Annotated in this window: 17 protein-coding genes; 11 read left to right on the top strand and 6 right to left on the bottom strand. The window is 54.4% G+C overall.

Annotated features, from left to right (window positions below; translation table 11 throughout):
• Positions 1-22 precede the first annotated feature (22 nt).
• Together HBA49_RS09270 and HBA49_RS09275 are read right to left on the bottom strand one after the other, a co-directional pair.
• Positions 23-2416: an acyltransferase family protein gene (locus tag HBA49_RS09270; protein ID WP_005523976.1), complete on the bottom strand. Its 2394-nt coding sequence runs from the start codon at positions 2414-2416 to the stop codon at positions 23-25.
• Positions 2417-2771: 355 nt separating this feature from the next.
• Positions 2772-3830, bottom strand: coding sequence for a Cj0069 family protein (locus tag HBA49_RS09275; RefSeq protein WP_005524042.1), 1059 nt, complete (start codon positions 3828-3830; stop codon positions 2772-2774).
• Positions 3831-4298: 468 nt separating this feature from the next.
• Between HBA49_RS09275 and HBA49_RS09280 the strand changes: the two genes are divergently transcribed.
• Together HBA49_RS09280 and HBA49_RS09285 are read left to right on the top strand one after the other, a co-directional pair.
• The gene (locus HBA49_RS09280; RefSeq protein WP_005524543.1) at positions 4299-5264 is read left to right on the top strand and encodes a sulfurtransferase; all 966 of its coding nucleotides are present in this window, start codon (positions 4299-4301) and stop codon (positions 5262-5264) included.
• Between the two features lie 196 nt (positions 5265-5460).
• The gene (locus tag HBA49_RS09285; RefSeq protein WP_005524401.1) at positions 5461-7242 is read left to right on the top strand and encodes an acetyl/propionyl/methylcrotonyl-CoA carboxylase subunit alpha; all 1782 of its coding nucleotides are present in this window, start codon (positions 5461-5463) and stop codon (positions 7240-7242) included.
• A gap of 1030 nt (positions 7243-8272) precedes the next feature.
• On the opposite strand, the gene HBA49_RS09290 is transcribed toward HBA49_RS09285, so the two are convergent.
• Both HBA49_RS09290 and treC read right to left on the bottom strand, forming a co-directional pair.
• Positions 8273-9094, bottom strand: a complete 822-nt coding sequence (locus tag HBA49_RS09290) for a glucose PTS transporter subunit IIA (protein ID WP_005524156.1) — start codon at positions 9092-9094, stop codon at positions 8273-8275.
• A gap of 334 nt (positions 9095-9428) precedes the next feature.
• Positions 9429-11102: an alpha,alpha-phosphotrehalase gene (gene treC / locus HBA49_RS09295; RefSeq protein ID WP_005524457.1), complete on the bottom strand. Its 1674-nt coding sequence runs from the start codon at positions 11100-11102 to the stop codon at positions 9429-9431.
• Positions 11103-11597: 495 nt separating this feature from the next.
• Between treC and HBA49_RS09300 the strand changes: the two genes are divergently transcribed.
• The 9 genes from HBA49_RS09300 (at position 11598) to HBA49_RS09340 (ending at position 19015) form a co-directional block, all read left to right on the top strand.
• Positions 11598-12227: a DUF4178 domain-containing protein gene (locus HBA49_RS09300; RefSeq protein ID WP_005519959.1), complete on the top strand. Its 630-nt coding sequence runs from the start codon at positions 11598-11600 to the stop codon at positions 12225-12227.
• A 15-nt stretch (positions 12228-12242) separates the two neighbouring features.
• Complete coding sequence (locus tag HBA49_RS09305) at positions 12243-12803, top strand: DUF2617 family protein (protein WP_005524244.1); 561 nt, start codon at positions 12243-12245, stop codon at positions 12801-12803.
• A gap of 46 nt (positions 12804-12849) precedes the next feature.
• Complete coding sequence (locus HBA49_RS09310) at positions 12850-13329, top strand: DUF4247 domain-containing protein (RefSeq protein ID WP_005524014.1); 480 nt, start codon at positions 12850-12852, stop codon at positions 13327-13329.
• 56 nt (positions 13330-13385) lie between these two features.
• Positions 13386-13868 (top strand): DUF350 domain-containing protein, encoded by a 483-nt coding sequence (locus tag HBA49_RS09315; protein WP_005524018.1) that lies wholly within the window; start codon positions 13386-13388, stop codon positions 13866-13868.
• Positions 13856-15406, top strand: coding sequence for a polyamine aminopropyltransferase (locus HBA49_RS09320; protein WP_005519953.1), 1551 nt, complete (start codon positions 13856-13858; stop codon positions 15404-15406). The genes HBA49_RS09315 and HBA49_RS09320 overlap by 13 nt, the downstream gene beginning before the upstream one ends.
• A 208-nt stretch (positions 15407-15614) precedes the next feature.
• The gene (locus HBA49_RS09325; protein WP_005519952.1) at positions 15615-15866 is read left to right on the top strand and encodes a FeoA family protein; all 252 of its coding nucleotides are present in this window, start codon (positions 15615-15617) and stop codon (positions 15864-15866) included.
• Positions 15867-15985: 119 nt separating this feature from the next.
• On the top strand, positions 15986-17896 hold the full coding sequence (gene feoB, locus HBA49_RS09330) for a ferrous iron transport protein B (protein WP_005524385.1): 1911 nt from the start codon (positions 15986-15988) through the stop codon (positions 17894-17896).
• A complete protein-coding gene (locus tag HBA49_RS09335; protein ID WP_005519948.1) occupies positions 17896-18150 on the top strand; it encodes a helix-turn-helix domain-containing protein in 255 nt (84 codons plus the stop codon). Before feoB ends, HBA49_RS09335 begins: the two co-directional genes overlap by 1 nt.
• A 388-nt stretch (positions 18151-18538) precedes the next feature.
• Positions 18539-19015, top strand: a complete 477-nt coding sequence (locus HBA49_RS09340) for a hypothetical protein (RefSeq protein ID WP_040431371.1) — start codon at positions 18539-18541, stop codon at positions 19013-19015.
• A gap of 79 nt (positions 19016-19094) precedes the next feature.
• Here the strand turns inward: HBA49_RS09340 and HBA49_RS09345 are convergent, their stop codons facing one another.
• Complete coding sequence (locus HBA49_RS09345) at positions 19095-20273, bottom strand: hypothetical protein (protein WP_005524680.1); 1179 nt, start codon at positions 20271-20273, stop codon at positions 19095-19097.
• Between the two features lie 468 nt (positions 20274-20741).
• The gene (locus HBA49_RS09350) at positions 20742-22181 is read right to left on the bottom strand and encodes an NAD(P)H-quinone dehydrogenase (protein WP_005524527.1); all 1440 of its coding nucleotides are present in this window, start codon (positions 22179-22181) and stop codon (positions 20742-20744) included.
• Between the last annotated feature and the right edge of the window lie 17 nt (positions 22182-22198).

Here is a 22198-nt window from a genome sequence, read left to right on the forward strand (position 1 = left end):
ATGGTAAAAGGCGGCATAGCGGCTAGGGCAGTAGGGAATCGTTAAGATCGTGCAGCTCAGCGGCATTGCCCGGAATGCTGGCGGGTTCCCTGCTTGTTGCGGTTGTTGGGGACCGATTTGTGTTGGTCAGCTGCCGCGGATAATCCCCCGGGGCAGCTGGGGCGCCTGGCTGCACCTCGCCCGACACTGCGGGTTCCGAGGGGACCGCGACCGGAACCGACGCAGTTTCGCCCGCGCCACCAGCACTATCGGCTGCAGTGGCAGGCGCGCTGCCCTTGTGTACGCCTTTTTGAGCGGTAACCGGTCGTTCTTTTTCTCGAACCGGTGCGGCCTCAATGACGTTTTTAATCTTGTCCCATAGGAAGGGGACCAGCGTCAGCACATAGTCATCGGACATGTGGTTGCCGTCGCGGTACACATAGATATTGCCGATCACCGGTGGGCAGAAATTATTAGGGCAGAGCCATTGGGAGGTGTCCACCGCCACCTGGTTTGGCGCGGTCAAGTATTGTGCAGCGGGATCCGTTGGGGAATAGATATCGGATCGTGGCCGCCCACATTTTTGCAGATCGTGGGTTTCTTTCCAGCATTCGGACACCATCTGCCCTGTGCCATCGGGGTTGAGGAACCATGGGTTATCGCGCAACCCAACAAACGGGATGTTCTCGCGGGATAGGAAATCCCACAGGGTGCGGTAGGAAATGGGCGCCTCGTCGAGGAAGCTGCCGCGCTCCAGCAATGGCCGGGTGGAGTTGGTAATCACCACATCGGGTTTGTCGGTGCGGAGCCGTTCCAGCATTTTCCGGTTAAAAATCGCGCATTCGGGTGTGAAGCCATCGTCCCGGTCTTCGGCGAATGCCGGACAGCTTTGGCGCACGATAGGCACAACCCGGAAGTGATGTTGTTTTCCGAGTTCGTCCAGGGCGGCCATCCATTGTTCCGCGTGGGATCCGCCGACTACGTATACGAGTTTGTCGGCGGTTTTATCCCCATACACGCATTTTTCTGGGTAGCGATCAATGGCGATTTCTTCTGGATTGTCGTGGAGGAACGACATGCAACCGTCTTTCCACGCTGGTGACACCAGGTCCGCCAACATGTATGGGTCGGGTTGGGGTTCGACCTCGGGGATGCGGGCCGCTCCCAAGGCTGCCGCCCCCGGATATAGTGTCGGGTCTAGTCGCATTTGTGATGCCCGCTGCACGTCATCTTGCCAAATGACGGGTACGTAGGCGATCACGGCCACGAGCACTGCGATGAGGATGGCGCCGAGCAGGCGGAATCGGGCGGCCCATGCCTGTTTTAATTGTTGCAGTGCTTCAATGGCACGGTGGTCACCAGCCATGGGGCGTTTGCCGTGTTGGCGTAGCGGTTCCTCAATGAACCGGTGTGATAAATCCGCCAGCAACAGTGATACGGCGATGACGATGACGCCCATGATAATGCTGGGGTGGGTTTTGTTGTAGTAGACCGTGACCAGAATCAGCATGGGCCAATGCCACAGGTAGAGTGGGTATGCGATGGTGCCCAACCATCGCATAAACCTTCCGGCCAGCCAATTCACCCCGTGGCCACCGCCGAGGACTACCAATGCTGCACCACCGAGCGGGTAGAGCGTGGCCGGTCCAGGGAACTGTTTCACACCATCCATAACTAAACCGGTGGTGAGCACAAGCACTAACCCAATCCAGCTGAAGAATCGTTGCAGCCGCGGATTGAGTTTGATGCGGGTGGCGAACAGCGCCAGCAGGGCACCTAAGGTGAGCTCCCACATTCGGGAGAACGTGGAATAGTAGTTCAGCGACTGGTTTTCCGAAATATAAAGGTAGGTGGCACATACGAAGGAGGCAATAGTGACCAGCAGCAGCGTGGGACCCGCTAATCGGCGGGGACTCGCGGTTTTTCCCGCGGCGATAAGTCTACGGGCAAAAATCGCCACCACGGTCGCCAGCAGGATAGCAAAAATATAAAACTGTCCCTGAACCGCCATGGACCACAAATGTTGCAGCGGGGAGACCTTATTACTGGCGGCACCATATGATGCGCCTTGGGATGCCAACATCCAGTTTTGGTAGTAGCCAAGACATGCCCATACTTGGGACGCCAGATTGAGGTTGCGTAGCTCTGGGGTGATGAGAGCGACGGTGAGGACGGTGGCGCCTAAGACAACAACGAGCACGGGCACCAGGCGTCGGAGGGTACGCCAGAATGGCCACCAGGGGTTGAGGTTGGCGCCTTCCCGCGTCGCATAGCGAAGTTGGGCGCCGAGGAAAAAATAACCTGACAGTAGGAGGAAAACGTCGACGCCGCCGGAGACTCTACCGACGAACACGTGGAAGAGCACCACAAAGGCAATGGCAATACCGCGGAGCCCATCGAGGTCATAGCGGTATTTACTTGCGTTGAGTTGCTCCATTCATCTCCCCAGACGTTGTGACTTTAGGTTATGGCTTAGATTGTGGTCGTGAATATACGCCACTGAGACACTAGTTCCTGGACACCATATAAGCAGCAAGACCTCCGCAGAAATCTTACCGCAGATATGGTAATTCATTGGTTTATTGCTTCGGCAATGCTGCTACCATCCGGGGTTAGTCACTGGCGTGGTGGTGTTACACACAGATCACTATGGTACTGAGCTTGCCGCTAGTACTCCCCTGTTTAGGTTAGTTTTCTGCGCACCCCACCAGGGTATGTGTCCGAGCGTGCAAATCCCCCAGCACATGTGGCATGGGTGCTGGGGGTTTCTTTGTGCTTGACGACGAGCTTCGTTAGGTGTTCTTGGCCTCGACTCGGCCAATGGCTTCCTTCGCCACAAGCTCTTGGATGCCCATGTGGAGTTCGGAGGTGAATCCGACGCAGGAGCAGTTGATTTCCCCGAGAACGTAGGTGTCGGATCCGTCTTCCGCATCGGCAAGCATGAAGTCGGCAGTCCAGATCAGTGGGATATTGTCGCCGCCGAGTTTTTCGGCGATGACTGGGCGGGCGGCAGCAAACATGTCGACCAGGTCTTGCCAGGATTCGGGCTTGTCGTAGGTGTATTTTGCGCCAGAGAAGAGGGTAGCGGAGAAGTTATCGCCGCCGGCGGCCGGCTTCTTGTGAACCACAAATACCGGGTGAGGGCCAACCAGGAGGATACGGATTTCCCCTTCGACAATGCGGGGCATGAACCGCATGTCGACGAGCATGCCATTGTCACCAATGATGTATTGATCGCAGAAATCCATGAATTCGCCGAGTTCCCGGATTTCGGTGTGATTGTCCACGGCCTCGGTGCAGCGGAGTTTAGTGTCAAGCGGCAGGGCGGTTCCGGGGGTGACGCTGGCTGCGAGTTCTTTGTCTTCAAGTTGCACGCGCCAAATGCCGGAGCCGGTGGAGCCACGGTTTTGCTTCAGAACTCGTTCCCCGTAGGACAAGGAGGTGGGGAAGGTCTTGTGGAAGGTTTCCACGTCGTAGTAGGCGGCGGTGTCGGAGGGCACAAGGTCGGTGTCTTTGAGTTTGACCAGAGCATCCTTGGCGCCATAGGCCATCATCTCGGCTGGGGTTGACATGCCCACCAGGCCGGCTTCGCTGAGTTTGGTGAGCAGATCAAAGTAGCCCTTTTCCCCACCGGGAATGTTTCCGGGGTTCACGCGGGAAATATAAGCATCGAAATTCGAAGAAACATATTCGAATAGGGTTTCGGCCCATTCTGGCCGGTAGTACACTACTTCGGCATGCCAACCAGCGTCTTTAATGGCATTAACGATGGGCATAGTATCTTTTCGGTGCCCGTCAATGAATTTGTCGGAGCCACCTTCGACTTCAAAAACCACGATGCTTTTGTGCACAGCAGTACCCTTTCGCTGGTAATTATTGTTCACCTATTAGTGGGGTGAACAAGAACTGATAAGTTGGAGCCATTGTTTTGCGTGTTTCATATAACAACTGGTGAGTGCCGGTGAAACCATGCATTGGCATATAGAAAACTATAGTGAATTCACCAGTCCCACTGGGATGGAGTAATCAATAACACAATGTTACATGCCTAGTTTCGTGGGTAATTTACAACTAATAATTACCCCCACCATAGGCCATTATAGGGTAACTACCCCCGCCCACTACACCCATTGATTGAGCCCTTTTCGATGGTTAACCCCCTATGGGGTTAGCGTCGACAAGCAAAAATCGGCATATCTTTGGTCACATTTATAGTACTAAACGGTAACAATCCACTTTTCTCTACGATAGAGAACTAGATTACTTAATTTAAGAAGTGTTAATTATCTCCATGCAACTGAAAGGTGCGCTATCCCGCTATGCCCGCTTCTTTTGACCCCCAGCCGCAATTTCAAAATTATGCACATCCTGAGCGACTCGTGTCAGCGTCCTGGCTCTCAGCCCGCCTGGGCACCCCCGGACTGCGAGTCGTGGAATCCGATGCCGACCCACTACAGTATGACATCGGGCACATCCCAGGCGCAGTCCGCATTGATTGGCGACGCGAATTAAACGATCCATTGTCCCGAGACCTCTTGACCGCCGAAAGCTTTGCTGCACTCATGTCGGCAAAGGGCATCAATCGAGACGACACGGTGGTCGTGTATGGAGATAAAGCAAATTCCTGGGCGGCTTTTACCATATGGGTATTCGAATTATTCGGGCACCAGGACGTGCGACTGCTCGATGGGGGACGCGACGCATGGATGGCGGAGGAACGCGACACGTCTTTTGTGGTGCCAGACTACCCGCCCACACAATACCCGGTGGTGGAACGAGACGATGTAACCAATCGGGCATTCGTGGCCGACGTACTCGCCGGAATAACGAAGCTTTCCAAGAATGGCGCAGAAGGCCAATCATCCGACCCGAGCAACGACACAATTGCGATCGTAGATGTCCGAAATGGGAAAGAATACATGGGAGACATTCCCGACAACTCCCCTGATTCAGGGGTAATTCGACACGGTCACATTCCCTCCGCAATCAATATTTGCTGGGAAAACTCGGTGCTCGTGAATGCCCGATTCCGATCAGTCTCGGATCTCAAAGCCGCCTTTGCGCCAGCGCTAAAAGCCGAAAAAGTGTTCGTATATTGCTACCAGGGACATCAGGCAGCTCACGCATGGTTCGTATTAAAATACCTGCTCGGACACAATAATGTGGTTAATTATGATGGTTCATGGGCAGAATGGGGAAATATGATACGTATGCCTGTTCGAAAAGGATCCGATCCCGATAATGTGGAAATGTCGCTTTCGTGGACGGGAACCCACATGTTATAAGGCTGGTTTTGTACATTTTGCTTCCCATGGGGGATAAATGTGTAACAATATTGTACGCCGAATACTTAAATAAATTGTGATGGTTCACGGGAGGCTTCATAAGCCTTAGCTGAACCTATCCCCCGCCAATAACCACGGCAATAGCAAGTATGACGCATCTGCTGACAACTCGCATAATTTACCAGGAGAGCTTCACGTGACTGTGGAATCAAGGAAAATCACTAAAATTCTTGTCGCCAACCGCGGCGAGATCGCCATTCGTGTTATCCGTGCTGCTCGTGATGCTGGAATCCCCAGCGTTGCGGTGTATGCCGAACCAGATGCCAATGCCCCTTTTGTCAGCCTTGCTGATGAAGCTTTCGCTTTAGGCGGCCAAAACTCCGCAGAGTCTTACCTGGTCTTTGACAAGATCCTCGATGCTGCTAAGAAATCTGGGGCGAACGCTATTCACCCCGGATACGGTTTCTTGTCCGAAAATGGCGACTTTGCCGAGGCCGTCATCAATGCCGGCTTGATCTGGATCGGTCCGTCCCCACAGTCGATTCGGGACTTGGGCGATAAAGTCACCGCCCGCCACATTGCCCAGCGCGCCAAGGCCCCCATGGCCCCGGGCACGAAAGAGCCGGTGAAAGACGTCAATGAAGTAGTAGCATTCGCCGAGGAATTCGGGTTGCCCATTGCTATTAAGGCTGCTTTCGGCGGTGGCGGCCGCGGCATGAAAGTGGCTTACACCAAGGAAGAAGTCCCAGAGCTTTACGAATCCGCCACCCGTGAGGCATTAGCCGCATTCGGCCGAGGCGAATGCTTCGTGGAACGATACATGGACAAGGCCCGACACGTGGAATGCCAGGTGCTGGCCGACATGCATGGCAATGTGATCGTGGCCGGTACCCGTGACTGCTCGTTGCAGCGCCGGTTCCAAAAGCTCGTGGAGGAGGCCCCGGCTCCCTTCCTCACCGAGGAGCAGCGCACCACTTTGCATGAATCTGCGAAACGGATCTGCAAGGAGGCCGGCTACTACGGTGCCGGCACGGTGGAATACCTGGTGGACTCCACCGGGCTCATTAACTTCCTGGAAGTCAATACCCGGTTGCAGGTGGAACACCCGGTGACAGAGGTCACGACCGGTTTGGATCTGGTGCGGGAACAGTTCCGCATCGCCGAAGGCAAAGAGCTGCACATCAAGCAGGATCCCACGCCTCGCGGGCACGCATTCGAATTCCGCATCAACGGTGAAGATGCCGGCAGCAACTTCATGCCGGCCCCCGGTGCGATCACCAAATATGTTGAGCCGTCCGGCCCCGGTGTGCGCATGGATTCTGGTGTGCGAGAAGGCTCCGTGGTTGGGGGCCAGTTCGACTCAATGTTGGCAAAGTTGATTGTGTTCGGTGAAACCCGTGAGGAAGCATTGCAGCGCTCCCGGCGCGCACTGTCCGAATATGTGATCGAAGGCATGCCAACTGTGGTGCCATTCCACCGGCATATTGTGGAGAATCCGGCCTTTGTTGGTGATGATACGCACTTTGATGTGTATACCAAGTGGATTGAGGAGGAATGGGAGAACCCGATTCCGCCCTATGTTGATCCTGCGGATGCGGAGGAAGCGGAAGAAGCTACCCCGAACCAAAAGGTTGTGGTGGAGATTGATGGCCGGCGGGTTGAGATTGCGCTACCGGGTGATTTGGCGTTGGCTGGCGGCGGTGCTGGTGGCGCTAAGAAGAAGGCAAAGAAGCGTCGTTCCGGTGGTTCTAAGGCGGGTGTTTCTGGTGATGCCGTGGCCGCCCCGATGCAGGGCACTGTGATTAAGGTGAATGTGGAGGAAGGCCAGGAGGTCGCCGAGGGCGAAGTCGTGGTGGTTTTGGAGGCCATGAAGATGGAGAACCCGGTGAAGGCCCATAAGTCTGGGGTGGTCACTGATTTGGCGGTTTCTGCTGGTGAAGGCGTGACCAAGGGTTCGGTCATGATGGAACTGAAGTAGAAGCTGACTATGAGCTGCTGACCACTGGCCGGTGAACTGGTGGCTGGTGCTGGTGAGCCTGCCGGGTTTACAGCACCAGCGCGATGCTGACAGCAAGGTTGCGTAAGTCCGTCGATCCTCATGTTTTATTGGTGGGGGTCGGCGGATTTTATTGTTCTCAATCATTCCGCGGCGGGTCCTATGGTGTTGAAAGCTCCACTTGTGGCTTGCGGTTGTGCTGCGATCTCGGCGTTGTGGTTGTGCCGTTGGAAAGTGGAGCTTTCAAATTCGGTGATTGGCTATGAATGCTGGGGAATGGTGTGAGTTGAGTGCGCTTCATGGCCGGGAATGCGCATCCTACATACCTCCCACATGCGTCTGCATGCCGTTGTCGCTCGAATTCAACCACCGCCGGCAACGGTATCGGTTGTGCTGAGCTGTACTTTCTCGATTCAGCCTCCTTGGTGGGAGTCGCCTGTCACCACAACTCCAGCTCAGCACATTTGATTCCCAGCCGTCCCTGCGGTTCCGCGACGGGACAGCTCAAGGCGGCTCAAGGCTTTCGGGTGTTTTCGGCATATTACCGAGGGCTTCATAGCCCCAGACGCACAAGTAGCAGTTTCACTGAGCTGGGGTTGTGGTAGACAAGGCATGCGGCTACAATGCATCCCCCACACAGCGATGTAGCACCATGAGTACCCCAGCTCAGCAAGGTTGAAGCATTGTGAAGGTTTTGTGGGTAATGGTGGCCAGATCACTAGAACTAGCAGTGCGGTTCCGGGAATGGTTGGGATTCCCCACCGAGCGACTTCCTTAAGCCCCCTTTTGGGTTACCACCTATGCTGAGCACACACACGCATTGGTAGAAGTGGAGCTTTCACCCTGCCAGCATACGACGTGAAAATGGGAATGATCCCCTGGCCGCCAACAGCGGTTCTGGGGATCATTCTTTGTAAGAGCTTTGTCAGTTTTCTTTTTCTTGAGGCCGACCATGCAGGAGGGATTTCACCCGATCCAACGCGGTGGCGGATTTCGCAGCTTCCGTCCCGGCTTAGCTGCTACTGACTTCGCCAAGTTGGGACATGACTGCGTTATATACTTCTTCCACTTCGGGCCCGACCACCACCTGGTATTGGCCGCCAGCCTGCACCACGTCGCGGACACCGTTGAGGTTGGTGATGATGTCAGTTTCGGCCTTGGTAGTGTCCTTCAGGTAGAACCGCACCCGGGTGATGCAGTATGTGACGCTACGGACGTTTTCCTTGCCACCAATGTTGTCGATAATGTCCCAGGCCAGGGCATCATAGCCGGTGAGCTCCGCGGGCCGGTTGGGATTTTCGGCAGGCGTCAGCTCCTTGGGGGTGGGTGCAGCCTGCAGCACGGGCGGTTCCGCCTTGACGTAGGCCACAGCGACTTTGTCACCGGCTTCGGCGGGCCCCTCGTCGACGTCAATGTGGTCGAGTTTTTTGGCGGTGTTCGTCACCGTCACCACGGTGGTGGTATCTTTACCGCCTTCTTTGATTGCCTCAACATCCATGGTGCCAATGTTTTGCCCGGCTTTAACCTCGTCCCCTTTGGCGATGGTCAGGGTGAAGGGTTTGCCTTCTAATTCCACGGTGTCAATGCCCAGGTGCACGAGAAATTGCAGGCCAGACTCGGTTTTAAAACCCACCGCATGGAGGGTTTTCGCCACCATTATGACAGTGCCGGTCACCGGCGAAACTACAGTGCCGCCGGGTGGTGCACTGATTCCAAAACCATCGCCCACAGATTTCTTCGATAAAACTGGATCGGGCACATCAGTGATATCAATGATGGTGCCGGCGATAGGTGCCACCACTTCAACGGTGGTTGGCGTTGTAGAACTAGTCACTATGCAACTACCTCTTTCTTCATGGTCAGAGCTTCATAGGGGTGAAGCTGAATCGTGTTGACAACAAGGGGGTGCGAATAGTTAGTGATGAGCACTTTCCCTGTTGCGAAGTCTCTAAGGAATATCGTACGTAATTTTCTTGTCGGATAGGTGAACGATCACCAGAAGTTATTCATCCCTATGAGCGTGGGTAAAGGTAAACCTATGGATGATCGAGCTGGCACTGGAAATGATCCCCTGGCCGCCACTGGGTCAGGCACATCAGTGATATCAATGATGGTGCCAGTAATAGGCGCCACCACCTCAACGGCGGTTGGCGTTGTAGAACTAGTCACTATGCAACTACCTCTTTCTTCAAGGTCAGAGCTTCATAGGGATGAAGCTGAATCGTGTCGGCAACAGTGGGATTCGGATAGTTAGCAATGAGCACTTCCCCTGTTGCGAAATCTGCTGGAATGTCGTACGCAATTTCCTTGTCGGATAGGTTAACGATCACAAGGAGTTTTTCGTCCTCGTGAGTGCGGGTGAATGCGTAAACCTGTGGATGTTCGAGCTGGTACGGCTGATATTCGCCGATGGAGATGGCAAGGTGTTGTTTCCGCAGACGGATGAGTTTTTTGTAGTAGGCGAGGATTTTTCCGCCCTGTTCTTCGGCCGCCACATTGATGTGCTCTTGGTTGGTGGGTCGTAACCACGGGGTGCCCGTCGTAAAGCCAACGTTCGGGCTGTCGTCCCACTGCATGGGGGTACGGGAGTTATCGCGGGCCTTCGAACGCACGATCGTAAACGCTTCGGCCGCGTCGAGACCTTGGTCGATGAGCGCGTTGTAGGCGTTGCGGGCTTCGACATCAACATAGTCGTCGATGCTGTGGTATTCGGGATCGGTCATGCCGATTTCTTCGCCCATGTAAATGTAGGGGGTGCCGCGCAGCATATGGATCATGGTGGCCAGCATGGTTGCGGATTCCACCCGGTATGTTGTTGGGTCGCCGAAGCGGTTGACGGATCGCGGCTGGTCGTGGTTGTTGAGGAAGAGCGCGTTCCAACCGTTGCCTTCTTGCATGCCCAATGCCCATTCGTTGAGGGTACGTTTGAGGTCGATGGGGTTGAACCGCACATTGCTCCATTTTTGCCCATTAAGGTAGTCCACTTTGAGGTGGTGGAAGCTGAATACCATGTCGAGCTCATGGTTGTCGGGGTTGGAGTATTCCACGCAGTTTTGAATGCTTGTCGACGACATTTCGCCGACGGTCACCGAGTCGGGATCCTGGCCAAAACTCTCGGCATTCAATTGTTGAAGGTAAGCGTTGACGTCGGGACCGTCGGTGTACATGTAGCGGGGGTCTTCACCCGGTGCCGAGGATTTCAGTTCCGCGGCCTTGCCGATGACGTTGATGACATCAAAACGGAAACCGTGGATTCCTTTGGCCCGCCAGAAGTTCACGATTTTTACCATTTCGTCGCGCACTTCTGGGTTACGCCAATTCAGATCAGCCTGGGTGGGATCATAAAGGTGGAGATAGTAGTTGCCGGTGTCGCCGAAAGGCGCCCAGGCGGGACCACCGAATTTTGATTCCCAGTTTGTGGGCAAGCCACCGTCTGCGGCGGGCGGCCGAATAATGTAGAAGTCTTGGTATTTTTTATCGCCGGCGAGGGCCTTTTGGAACCATTCGTGTTCAGTCGACGTGTGGTTGAGTACCATGTCGAGCATCACGCCGATGCCGTTGTCGGCGAGCGTGCGCACGAGTTCATCGAAGTCATCCATGGTGCCGATAGCGGGATCGATGTTGTAGTAATCGGCAACATCATAGCCGCCGTCACGTTGTGGGGAGACGAAAAATGGATTGAACCAAATCATGTCGATCCCAAGGGAGGCTATGTAGGGGATTTTTTCGATGACACCCCGGAGGTCCCCTATGCCACTTCCGGTCGTGTCCCGGAATGATTTCGGATAAATCTGGTAGATAGCATATTCACGAAAACCCACTTTTGTGGGGGGCTTCCCCATAATTTTCTCCTTACCAAGAAGTAAATGATAAACATGACGATCGACAAATATTTATCATTTTGAGATATATTTCACAACATTTATCGGGTAGTGGTCTTCACTATACACTCCCTTATTAAGAATGCAGCCCATATTATGATATTTGTAGGTTAAATATCACATGAAAGTCTTATATTGGTATTCATCACCAAGTACACATAGCGGGCCACCCCCGACCAGGGCCATTCAGAGGAACCAATGGAACCCATAGTCACCACCAGACAAACTCCGGACGACCCACCTCGACAAGCCCGCAATCACATACGAACACCAGTTTGTTTTACCAGCACACCTAGCCACACAAGTCCAATTTGGCGCGTGTTACACGCCACCACCCCCACAGACATCAGAGAACCCGTGTTCTGCAAAATCTATGGTGCAATAACCAACATTTGCCATCAGAAAGATATGACAATGTGTGTACCCCCGAAAAGACCTAAGCTGGTTTGAAGTACCATGGTAACCATGGCATTTTTACTGAAACTCATCGCTATCATCCTGCTTTTAGTAGCACTCTTTGCGTTTTACCAATCATGGAAAGCGAAAAAATCTGCCTCAAACGAGGGTGCTAGACAACGCAACGATCCCCTCGCCTTCGCCGCTGGCGTATCCGGGGAAAACGACTTCAACCCACAAGTCATAGGCCCCGGCGCAATCCTCAGCCGCGGCGGCATCGACTATGTGGTGCGGGGCACGGTGACACTCAGCCAGGGACCATTCGTGTGGTACGAACACATGATCGATGGTGGCTCCGGTAGCCTATGGCTCAGCGTCGAGGTTGATGAGGGACAATTAGAACTCGTGCTCTGGAATCCCCGGAAAGATCTTAACCTTGACCCACATGCCACCATCGAAGTTGATGGGGTGACCTACCGGGAGATCGAACGCGGCGGCGCCCGCTACACCACCGAGGGCACCACCGGCCTGCCCGCTGCCGGCGACATGAGCTACGTGGACTACGAAGGCCCGAATGGGATGCGGTTAGGCCTGGAAAAATATGGGCCAACCACCCCGTGGGAAGCCACCATAGGCCAGGTTGTTACCCCAGGCGAATTTAATGTTTTCCCGGCCCCACCCGCCCAATAAGGGAATTGAACGTTCATGATCGAATTCACCATTCCTCAAAAAGACGTGTCTGCCGACGCGCTGGGATTATGTTTAGGCGGTCCGGCGCCGGAAGACCAACTTGCCGACACCGTTTTCATACCAGCAGACCAATCCGATGATGGGCAACACTTTTGCCTGCGCCTGTGCATTATCGGGGCCTCACATGTTGCCGAGCTTCTTGATAGAGAGAACACCGTGGTGTTGCGGGAAGAAGTTTCGTGTGCCGCCCAACAACATGGTGGGGAACCATTACGCGATGTCCAGGAACTAACCATGCCACATTCCCACGGTCAATATCGTTTCCATGCCGAGCATTTGTGCTATTCCCCGGAAGGTTTCACCGCCGCCGCGACGGACCTCTGTGCCGTCTTTGATGACGATTGGCTCGTAGGGACTTTTCCTGGAGAAGGAAAATACCACATCACAGCACTATTTGGTATGCCCCAGCACGATGGATGGCTTTGGGACACCTATCATCTCTACCCCAATGACTACACGGTGGTGCACACCACATCGACGTTTCAGCCGCTATCGCAACGCACAACCACAAGCTAGCAATGCGGAATTCTAATGGATCGAAGAGACTGTAAGGACATAAGTCATGGAAAGTAGCAAGTGGCTGAAGATCGCTATCGCCTGCCTGATTGGTGCGGTACTCACGTTTGTTCTGGGGTATGCGGTATCGTCCGATAACACCGACATCAGTAAATATATTGCGAAAACGTATAAAAAGGCGAATGCGTCAGGTTTTGCCTCGGACCAAGCCGTGTACTCCTGCTCCGGTGAACCCAAAAAGGTAGCAAACGATATTGTTACCAAGGGGCCACGGCGGCCAGACGCGCAAAAGGAAGACCCCAAAACCAACACCGTCTATTTACGCTACCCCAAGAATTTAGTGCAGGTATTAACAAAAAATAATCAATGCCTGATTGTGGTGGAAAGCCATAAACGACTCAATAACGGCACCTATGTGTTCATGGGTCCAGGTTTCGGGCCGTCATCACCAGGATCATCATCGGGTGGCCGATCCGGTTCCGGCAGCGGCGGCGGAGGTGGCGGCTCCGGTAGTGGTGTGAAATAAGCAGGTGAAATAATGAATGGGATGAATAACCAATAATCGATAGGGAGTGATAACACATGTATCACATACTGCTGGCCGCACAACCAACCGCGCTGCTCACGGAAGTTCCTGCGCCAGACCAGCCACTAGGTCAAGGTGTTATCAGCACCCTCGCCTATTTCGTCCTGTCCATGGCGATTTTCGGCATTGGTTTTATCGTCCAAGACCTGCTCACACCAGGCAAATTCCGCAAACAAGTCTTTGTGGACAACCTCCCCAATGCCTGCGTGCTGGCCGGATCGCAGGCCATAGCAATCGGTATTGTTTTAGCCGCCGCCATATCAACCTCCCCAACTGACTTGGTAGCAGGACTCATCGCCACCGCCGTCTACGGGACCGTGGGACTAGTGCTGCAAACCATTTTCTTAGTGCTATTAGAATGGTTGAACCCGGAAAAATTCCGCTACGTGGTAGAAGACACCAAATTACGGCCATCAGTGCTGCTCAGCGGCATCATTCTCATCGTCGTGGGAGTCATTAACGCCGCATGTCTCCTGTAGAAATATCGCCAGCAAAACGGTTTCTGCTGCTGGTGTCGGTATCCATCTGTGCCGCAGCCGGCCTGGTCTACGAACTGGCCCTCATCTCCCTATCCACCGTGCTCAACGGGGGCAGCATCGTAGAAACCTCCCTCATTGTGGCGGGGTTCGTTGCCGCCCTCGGCCTGGGCGCCCTCGCGGCAAAACCCTTGCTTCACCGGGCCGAAATTTCGTTCCTGATGATCGAGCTGCTCCTGGGGCTCATTGGCGGCATGAGCGCAATGTTGCTCTACATTACGTTCGTTATCATCGGGCAATCCCTCATTATTCTCACCCTATCGACCCTGGTCATTGGCATGTTCGTGGGTGCCGAACTGCCGCTACTCATGACGTTATTCCAACGCGGCCGGCTTGTCGACGCTGCAACCTCCGGCTCGGTGCTGGCCACCCTCAACGCCGCCGACTACCTGGGGGCGCTATTGGGCGGCCTGGCTTGGCCATTCCTGCTCCTCCCCTACCTGGGGCTCATGCGGGGCACGCTGGCGGCTGGACTACTCAATCTCACCGCAGCCCTCGCAATCTCCATCATTGTGCTCCGCCACGACCTCAAGGTTCGACAGTTTTATGTGATTATGACCGGTCTTCTTGCCGCAATAAGCGTGCTGGTGGTGCTGTTTATCCGCAGTGATGGCATTATCACCACCGCCCGGCAACGGCTCTACGAATACCCGATCGTGTTCACTGCCCAAACCAACTACCAGGAAATCGTCGTCACGCAATGGGGGAAGGATCGGCGCCTCTACCTCAATGGTGGCCTGCAATATTCCACCAGGGATGAATACCGCTACACCGAATCACTCACCTATCCAACCCTCACGGACACCACCGAATCGGTGCTCATCATTGGGGGCGGTGATGGGCTGGCCGCCCGGGAACTCCTGAAGGTACCAACAATTCACCGAATCACCCAAGTGGAATTGGATCCCATGATGATCGAGACGGCCAACACGGTGTTATTGGCCGATAACCAGGGGGCACTCAAAGACCCAAAAGTCCATGTTGTCATTGATGATGCCTTCAGCTGGGTGCGCGCTGGGGGCGATGGGCAGCGATATGACGCGATCATTGTGGATTTACCGGATCCCGATACGGAGATCGTGGGGAGGCTGTATACGGAGGAATTCTATGCGATGCTGCTCAAGCAGCTCACGTCGCGGGGGATTATGACGGTGCAGTCAAGCAGCTCGTTTACCACACCGGATGTGTTTTCCCGAATCTATTCAACGTTGCAGGCGGCCGGGTGTCACACGGTGGTGCCATATCATGTGCATGTTCCCACGTTTGGGGACTGGGGGTTTAATTCGTGTTTTGCGGGTTCGCAGCCGTTTCAGCTACCCGCCACCCTCCCGAAAGATGTGAAGTTTATCACCCCGGAGGTCCTAGCGTCAGCAACTGTTTTTGGGTTAGATAATCAACCACGAAAGCTGGATCCAAACACATTAGACCATCAACGCATTGTAGATGATTTGCGTCGTGGTTATCGGGATACTGGGGCGTAAAATTTGGGGGTATTCTTTCGATAGTTTATCCGAGTTTTTCACTACTATCTAACCCGAAAAATACCCCCTAAATAGGTAAGTTCGTGTGGCATGGGTGATTGCGCTAAGTGACGCCTAAGCGCAAGAATATGAACGATTCACTCCCAAATTGTAGGTAAGACTTATCAAGGTTTTGCACTATATCATTTCAACTTTGGAGGTTTGTCTTATGCCCCACTCCGACCAGATGCTTACATCGGTAAGCATTGGTCAGCGCTGCGTGCTTGCTGACATCAACACAGAAAAGCTGAATGAGGCCACCCGTCGGCGCCTCGCCGAGCTGGGATTTCGACCAGGCATCACAGTTACCATTACCCAAAAAATTAACAGTGGTGGCCGGGTTGTCAAAATTGGTAGCACTCGCTATGCAATTGACGGCCCCACTGCGCGCCAACTCCATGTGAATCCGATCCCCGCCTGATTTGGGCGCATTATCGCTGCGTATCACGTCGTAAAGCGACAAAAGCTATAAGGACCATCATGACAACAACCCCTGCCCCTAAAGCAACAACATGCCATTGCGAATCGCACGGGCATGCTATGGCCCCCAAGGGCGCCCCCATCGTGGCACTCGTCGGCGCACCCAATGCCGGCAAATCCACGCTTTTTAACAGCCTGACCGGTGCAAAAGCCCGCATGGGCAACTGGCCGGGCACCACCGTCGAGGTGAGCCGCGGCGCCTGGAAGCAATCCAAAGACGTTACCTACGACGTCATCGACTTCCCCGGCGCCTACTCACTGGATCCCATGAGCCCGGACGAGGAGCTCACCCGCAATCTGGTCATTGACGCCGCCGAGCAAGACCGCCCTGACCTGGTGATTATCGCCGTCGACGCCTCTAGTCTGTCGCGCAGCCTCTACATGGTGGCGCAATTGACGGAACAGGAAAATCGCCTGGTCGTGGTGATGACCAAGGCCGACGTCGCCGCCGCTAACGGTGAAGAAATTGATAGTAAAAAGCTATCTGAACAGTTGGGTATCCCCGTGGTGTCTGTAGACCCGCGGCACCGTTCGAATGTGGAGAAAATCGGTGCCATCGTCGCCGAAGAGCTGCAGAAACCCAAGAAGGTACACAGGGCTGTGCCGGCAGACGCCAGCGAATTCGACCTGGCCGACCGGCGATTCGAATGGGTGGAGTCAGCAGTCCATGCCAGCACCACGATTAAGGAAGCCAGCAAGACCACCCTCAATGAGAAAATAGACCGGCTTGCACTCAACCCGATTATCGGCCCGCTCATGTTCCTGGCCACCATGTGGTTGGTGTTCCAAATCACCACCACCGTGGCCAGCCCGCTCCAGGACGCCCTGACAAACTTCTTCAATGGCCCGGTCACCGACTGGACCAATGCGTTCCTGACCGCTATTCATTTCGATCATCCGATTGTCACCGGCCTGCTCGTGGGTGGTCTCATCAACGGCGTGGGCAGGGTGCTATCGTTTGCCCCGCTCATGGCGCTCATGTTCTTGTGCCTCGCAGTGCTGGAGGATTCCGGCTATATGGCCCGCGCTGCCGTGGTGACCGACCGGGTGATGAAGTCCATTGGCCTGCCTGGTAAGGCATTCATCCCACTCATCGTTGGTTTTGGCTGCAACGTTCCCGCTATTTCCGCAACCCGGGTGTTGGGCAAGCCGAAACAGCGGCTGCTGACCGCGCTGCTGATCCCGTTCACGTCATGCTCGGCCCGGTTGACGGTGTATGTGATGCTGGCGAACACGTTCTTCCCGGATAATGCCGGCACCGTGGTGTTTGCGATGTATCTGATCTCCATTGCCCTGGTGATCCTGGTGGGGCTGGCCATGCGGAATACCCTGTGGCGGCGCATGGGCTCGGAGCCGTTGGTGATCGACCTGCCCACCTACCAGCTGCCGGGTGCCCGGTTGGCGTTCTCGGTGATGTGGATCCGCCTCAAGGGCTTCCTGCAAACCGCCGGTAATATCATTGTGGCCACGGTGGTTGTGGTGTTCGTTCTGCAGTCTACCCCACTGACCAGCGGATATGGGTTTGCCGATAAGGAGCTGCCGCCGCAGGAAAGCGCCTACGGCCGGATGTCCGAGGCAATTTCCCCGGTGTTTGCCCCGACCGGGTTTGGTTCCTGGTCGATCACCGGTACGCTCGTCACCGGCTTCGTGGCCAAGGAGGCCGTGATCTCCACGTGGGCCCAAACCTACAGCCTGCAGGATCCGAGCGAAGAGGATCCTGAGGCACAGGGCAAGTCCGACCTGGCGCAGGCCATCAGGCAGGATTTTGACGATACCTCCGGCGGGCACGCCATTGCCGCACTGTGGGCATTCATGGTCTTCCTGCTGGCCTACACCCCGTGCGTGGCAACCCTGGCGGCCCAGCGCCGAGAAATCGGGGTCAAGTGGACGCTCATTGGTATTGGTATTCAGTTGAGCACTGCCTGGTTATTGGCAGTGGTGATTTTCAATGTGTTGAAGGTGTGGTTCTAATGCGTCCATTATCAGCGGTTGAACAGTCGGTTCGTAACGGGGCCACCACCACGATGGAGATTTCCCGGCAAACGGGTTTGTCCGCCTCCACGGTGGATGCGGCACTCCAGCAGTTGCAGCGCATGGGCATGCTGAAAAGCAGCAAGGAAACCATCGCCTGTGACGAGTGCGCCCTGTCGTGTGGCTCGGATCATTCCAGCAGCTGCGGTTCCGGGTTGGTGACATTAACGTTGCTACCCCACCGCCCCGAATAGCATCCAATATGGTTGCGACCCCGGTTGGTTTCTTTGCTCGACTGGGGTTTTTGCTTATTTCGGTTGCTTTACGACGCCTACCTCAGGTGGGGATAAGTCATTATGGTGGTGGCCCAATCCACAATATTTTCACTCGTAAATTACCAATTATCTTTAGGCGCATAATGCACACTAATGCGGAGGAAAATCACCGATAATAGCCGTGCTCTTTAAGATTTACCCGGCTATCGCCGGGTTTTACCGGCAGTTATCTGGTATCGGGATCCAATGATAGTGTGGCATGACCATTCACCATAATTACCCCCGGAATACCCATGATAAAGAAACTCATTGATAAAAGCCGGAAATTCAGCCCTCATATAAAGGCTTCGTTCTAAGCTAGATAACCATGGATGTAATGGAATTAAACGGTGGTCGGTTTTACCTACGACCCCTCCACGATGATGAGCGTATTGATGACCGGCCGGCACTCAAAAAGTTACGGGTAAACCCGGACGATTTCATCAGCATGGCCCGTATTTCTCTCGACCGCTACTGTTGGGCAATCTGCGAGCAGACCAGCGTGGAAATGGTAGCGCTGGGGGTTTATGACCATGCTCTTGGCGATATTGTTACCCACCCCATCGGCGACCCCAACCGGGTATTACCTAACGATCCGGTGCTACCACCCAAGACCGTACAGGATGCGGCCGATGATGGATTGGAAATCATTTCCCGGTGGGTTGATTCATATTTCCCGGAAACAGTGGCAGCAGAAACTAACGACAGTTCTCCTTCCTCCCCCGCTAGCAACGTCGATACCACTGCGGTTCGTGCTGCAACCTCGGTGGATAGCACGGACAACGCCGCCGATGTGACGGCATAAGATCATATGACTAAGCGCAGAAGCAGCGTAAGCGCATCATAAAACCGTGGCCGTCCAACATGGTGGTATGCCGACGATGCTATGAGGGGATTTCGGTATCAAAGATTCGGCGTCGCATATCAACAACAGTGTGTGGGTGTGCCAGTCCGGGGCGGGAATCAAATCTGTGTGCTAATTTTTCGACAATATCGACACACCATTGGGCGGCTTCTGCAACGGTGGGATTCTCCAAATCCGTAGAAATGATCCATGGCAGGGATGACCCCGAAAATTTCAGCCGTAGCCGCCGGGATGGTCGCGGATAATGCCGCAATAATATTGCGGCAGCGACGGCACTATCCATAAGAATTCTAGGGCTTTCCATTTCTAGCCAATAAGGCAATTGCGACACAAAAAACATCACACCAATGTGATACTGAAACTTATATCCGCGCATACCCATCAGCGCATAATACATAAAATGCTGCGAATAAAATTCCGTCCCTATGCGGGAGTGTAGGTCGCGGCGGAGGGTTTTCCGATGCGCCCGCCGCGCCTTCTTCACTTCACCGGCGTAAATCCACGGTTCCAGCATGGACAAATACAGATTTTCCGGCTGCGCGCTGCAAAAATCCTCGGTTTGGCTGAGCGCCTGTTCGCCAACGGACACGGCATCAAAGGTGTCTCCCATTGCATATAATGCCTTGATATGGTGGATTGCGGAGCAGCTGGGGCATTCGGAGAAACTGCCTTCTTCCCGTGGTTCAGCCAGCCAGAGGGAAAACGCCTCCCGGGCGGCCGGATCATCGCCAAGTTCCCGGAACACATAGTAGGCACGCAAATAATATTCCTTCATGGAGCTCGCATGCGCGGACCAGAAGTCCCGAAGCTCCGCCAATTCTCTATGCAGGATGGCAACAGGAGTGTCGGGGTGGTCAAGCAACGCAGTGAGATAATATTTATATTGTTTTCCCAGGTAAGGCGCCCAATCGGCCTGTTGATCCAGGTCGAGGGTTTCAAATATTACGCGGGCCTCCTGAAAGGATGTAGGAAGTTGGCACAATTCCCCGCCATATGTGTAGGCGTCACCCAGCTCCACCAGGGCATCGAGCAATAACTCATCATCGTTCATGTACCGGGTTTTCCCAACGAGCTCTTCCCAACTGAGAATCTGTTCTTCCCCATAATCGGCGTTGCGTGCCCTCATGAGGAGTTCAACAAAAGAAGTTTCCAGCTCGTCGGATTCACGGTCGTACGGGAACGACTCGGGGCTTTCCATAATGACCTTTCTCCCTTGCGAGGTACCCATACGCACAGGTAGGTACGGTACAAGTGATGATAAAAACCACCGGGAAATCTATGGGTGTCTACTATGATTATGCTGCTTAACACAGTTTTATTGAGGTGATTTAACGCATAATACCACCCCGTTTCCCTACTATACTCATTTGGTTATCCATATGGGGTAGATCATGCTCATGCTTATCGACGCCTTACCAAATGTAGGCAGAACACTTCCTGTCCAACCTGGGCCAAATGCAGCGGATCTTCTATCACTCACCCTTTGGCGCCCCAAACAGGCACCCGCAAATTGGTTTCCCCGATAAGGTGTCCCCAATTGGGTGGAGCTATCTGATATTTTCTTCAATTACCCCAGTATGGTGACCTAAAAATGGGCACCCGCGCTTGGGTGCCCACGATAAAGTGCAGCCAATCAGGTGTGTTCCTTTGGGCGCACCTGATTGGGTTAGCCTAAATCATCATGTTCCACTAATTGGCGAGCCGCCTCTGTGATGGATCCCGACAACGATGGGTACACAGCAAAAGTATCTGCCAGCTGATTCACCGTAAGATTATTCGTCACCGCCACCGCAATCGGTAGAATCAGCTCCGATGCGGTGGGAGCAACAACCACCCCACCAATCACAATGCCGGAGTGTTTTCGGCAAAACATTTTCACAAAACCATGCCGAAGCGACCGCATCTTTGCCCGAGGGTTAGTCTCCAAGGGCAGCATGACAGTGCGGGCACTCACCTGGCCGGATTCAATCTCATGCTGGGTCACCCCCACCGCCGCGATTTCCGGACGGGTAAACACAGCCGTCGCCACCGTCTTCAACCGCAATGGTGAAACCCCCTCCCCCAAGGCATGGTACATGGCGATCCGGCCCTGCATCGCGGCAACCGATGCGAGCGGAAAGAGGTCCGTGCAATCACCCGCCGCATACACCCCGGGCACATTCGTGCGCGACACTCGGTCCACCTTAATATGTCCCGAAGGGGTGGTTTCCATTCCAATGCTTTCCACACCCATGTTTCGAGTGTTAGGGATAGAACCCACCGTCATGAGCGCATGCGATCCGCGGATTTCTCGACCATCACTTGTGCGCACCAGCACTCCCTCATCATCCATGCGCACCACCGAATCGACCCGCGCGTGCTTCACCAGGGACACCCCTCGCTCCGTCAACACGGTTTCCAGCACATCCGCAGCATCAGCGTCGTCGTGTGGCAAGATTCGATCCCGCGAAGCCACCATTGTGACTTTCACCCCGAGCTCCGCAAATGCCGACACGAATTCCGCGCCGGTCACGCCGGAACCAACCACAATCAAATGCTCCGGCAATTCAGTAATGTTATAGATTTGCTGCCAGGTCACGATCCGCTCACCGTCGGGCTGTGCCCCCGGCAGAATACGAGGCGACGCACCAGTCGCCACCAACACCAAATCACACTCAATGGTTTCTACCGTGCCATTGGCATGCTCTACCCGAATATAATGCACGGTTTGGTTCAAATTATAGTCATCAAAAGTGCCTCGACCTGCGATGATCCGAACCCCGGCGCGTTCGACCGAACGATAAATATCATTTGACTGTTTCCCAGCTAATTGCCGTACCCGACTATTCAGGGCGGTAACAAGCCTGATAGATCCTGCCCCTGCAGCATCCTCGGCTAGTTTCATGCTCAGCCCCATGTCTTCGGCACGCCGAAGATCGGTTTTCACATTGGCCCCGGCAATAAACGATTTTGATGGGACACAGTCATCAATGACTGCGGAACCACCAAGACCATTATCTTCAATGAGAGTGATGTCTGCCCCATAGCGGGCACCGACAAGGGCAGCTTCGTAGCCGGCGGGTCCACCGCCGATAATGACAATGCGCTTTGCGGAATGAGTGGTCAATCGTCCTCCAGAGGTAA

It is taken from the genome of Corynebacterium matruchotii (assembly GCF_011612265.2).
Classification (GTDB): Bacteria; Actinomycetota; Actinomycetes; order Mycobacteriales; family Mycobacteriaceae; genus Corynebacterium; species Corynebacterium matruchotii.

Excerpts from the sequence above, each read along its gene's own strand:
- HBA49_RS09270 (WP_005523976.1), bottom strand. The coding sequence starts at position 2,416 with ATGGAGCAACTCAACGCAAGTAAATACCGCTATGACCTCGATGGGCTC.
- HBA49_RS09280 (WP_005524543.1), top strand. The coding sequence starts at position 4,299 with ATGCCCGCTTCTTTTGACCCCCAGCCGCAATTTCAAAATTATGCACAT.
- treC (WP_005524457.1), bottom strand. The coding sequence starts at position 11,102 with ATGGGGAAGCCCCCCACAAAAGTGGGTTTTCGTGAATATGCTATCTAC.
- HBA49_RS09300 (WP_005519959.1), top strand. The coding sequence starts at position 11,598 with ATGGTAACCATGGCATTTTTACTGAAACTCATCGCTATCATCCTGCTT.
- HBA49_RS09305 (WP_005524244.1), top strand. The coding sequence starts at position 12,243 with ATGATCGAATTCACCATTCCTCAAAAAGACGTGTCTGCCGACGCGCTG.
- HBA49_RS09310 (WP_005524014.1), top strand. The coding sequence starts at position 12,850 with ATGGAAAGTAGCAAGTGGCTGAAGATCGCTATCGCCTGCCTGATTGGT.
- HBA49_RS09315 (WP_005524018.1), top strand. The coding sequence starts at position 13,386 with ATGTATCACATACTGCTGGCCGCACAACCAACCGCGCTGCTCACGGAA.
- HBA49_RS09320 (WP_005519953.1), top strand. The coding sequence starts at position 13,856 with ATGTCTCCTGTAGAAATATCGCCAGCAAAACGGTTTCTGCTGCTGGTG.
- HBA49_RS09325 (WP_005519952.1), top strand. The coding sequence starts at position 15,615 with ATGCCCCACTCCGACCAGATGCTTACATCGGTAAGCATTGGTCAGCGC.
- feoB (WP_005524385.1), top strand. The coding sequence starts at position 15,986 with ATGGCCCCCAAGGGCGCCCCCATCGTGGCACTCGTCGGCGCACCCAAT.
- HBA49_RS09335 (WP_005519948.1), top strand. The coding sequence starts at position 17,896 with ATGCGTCCATTATCAGCGGTTGAACAGTCGGTTCGTAACGGGGCCACC.
- HBA49_RS09340 (WP_040431371.1), top strand. The coding sequence starts at position 18,539 with ATGGATGTAATGGAATTAAACGGTGGTCGGTTTTACCTACGACCCCTC.
- HBA49_RS09345 (WP_005524680.1), bottom strand. The coding sequence starts at position 20,273 with ATGGAAAGCCCCGAGTCGTTCCCGTACGACCGTGAATCCGACGAGCTG.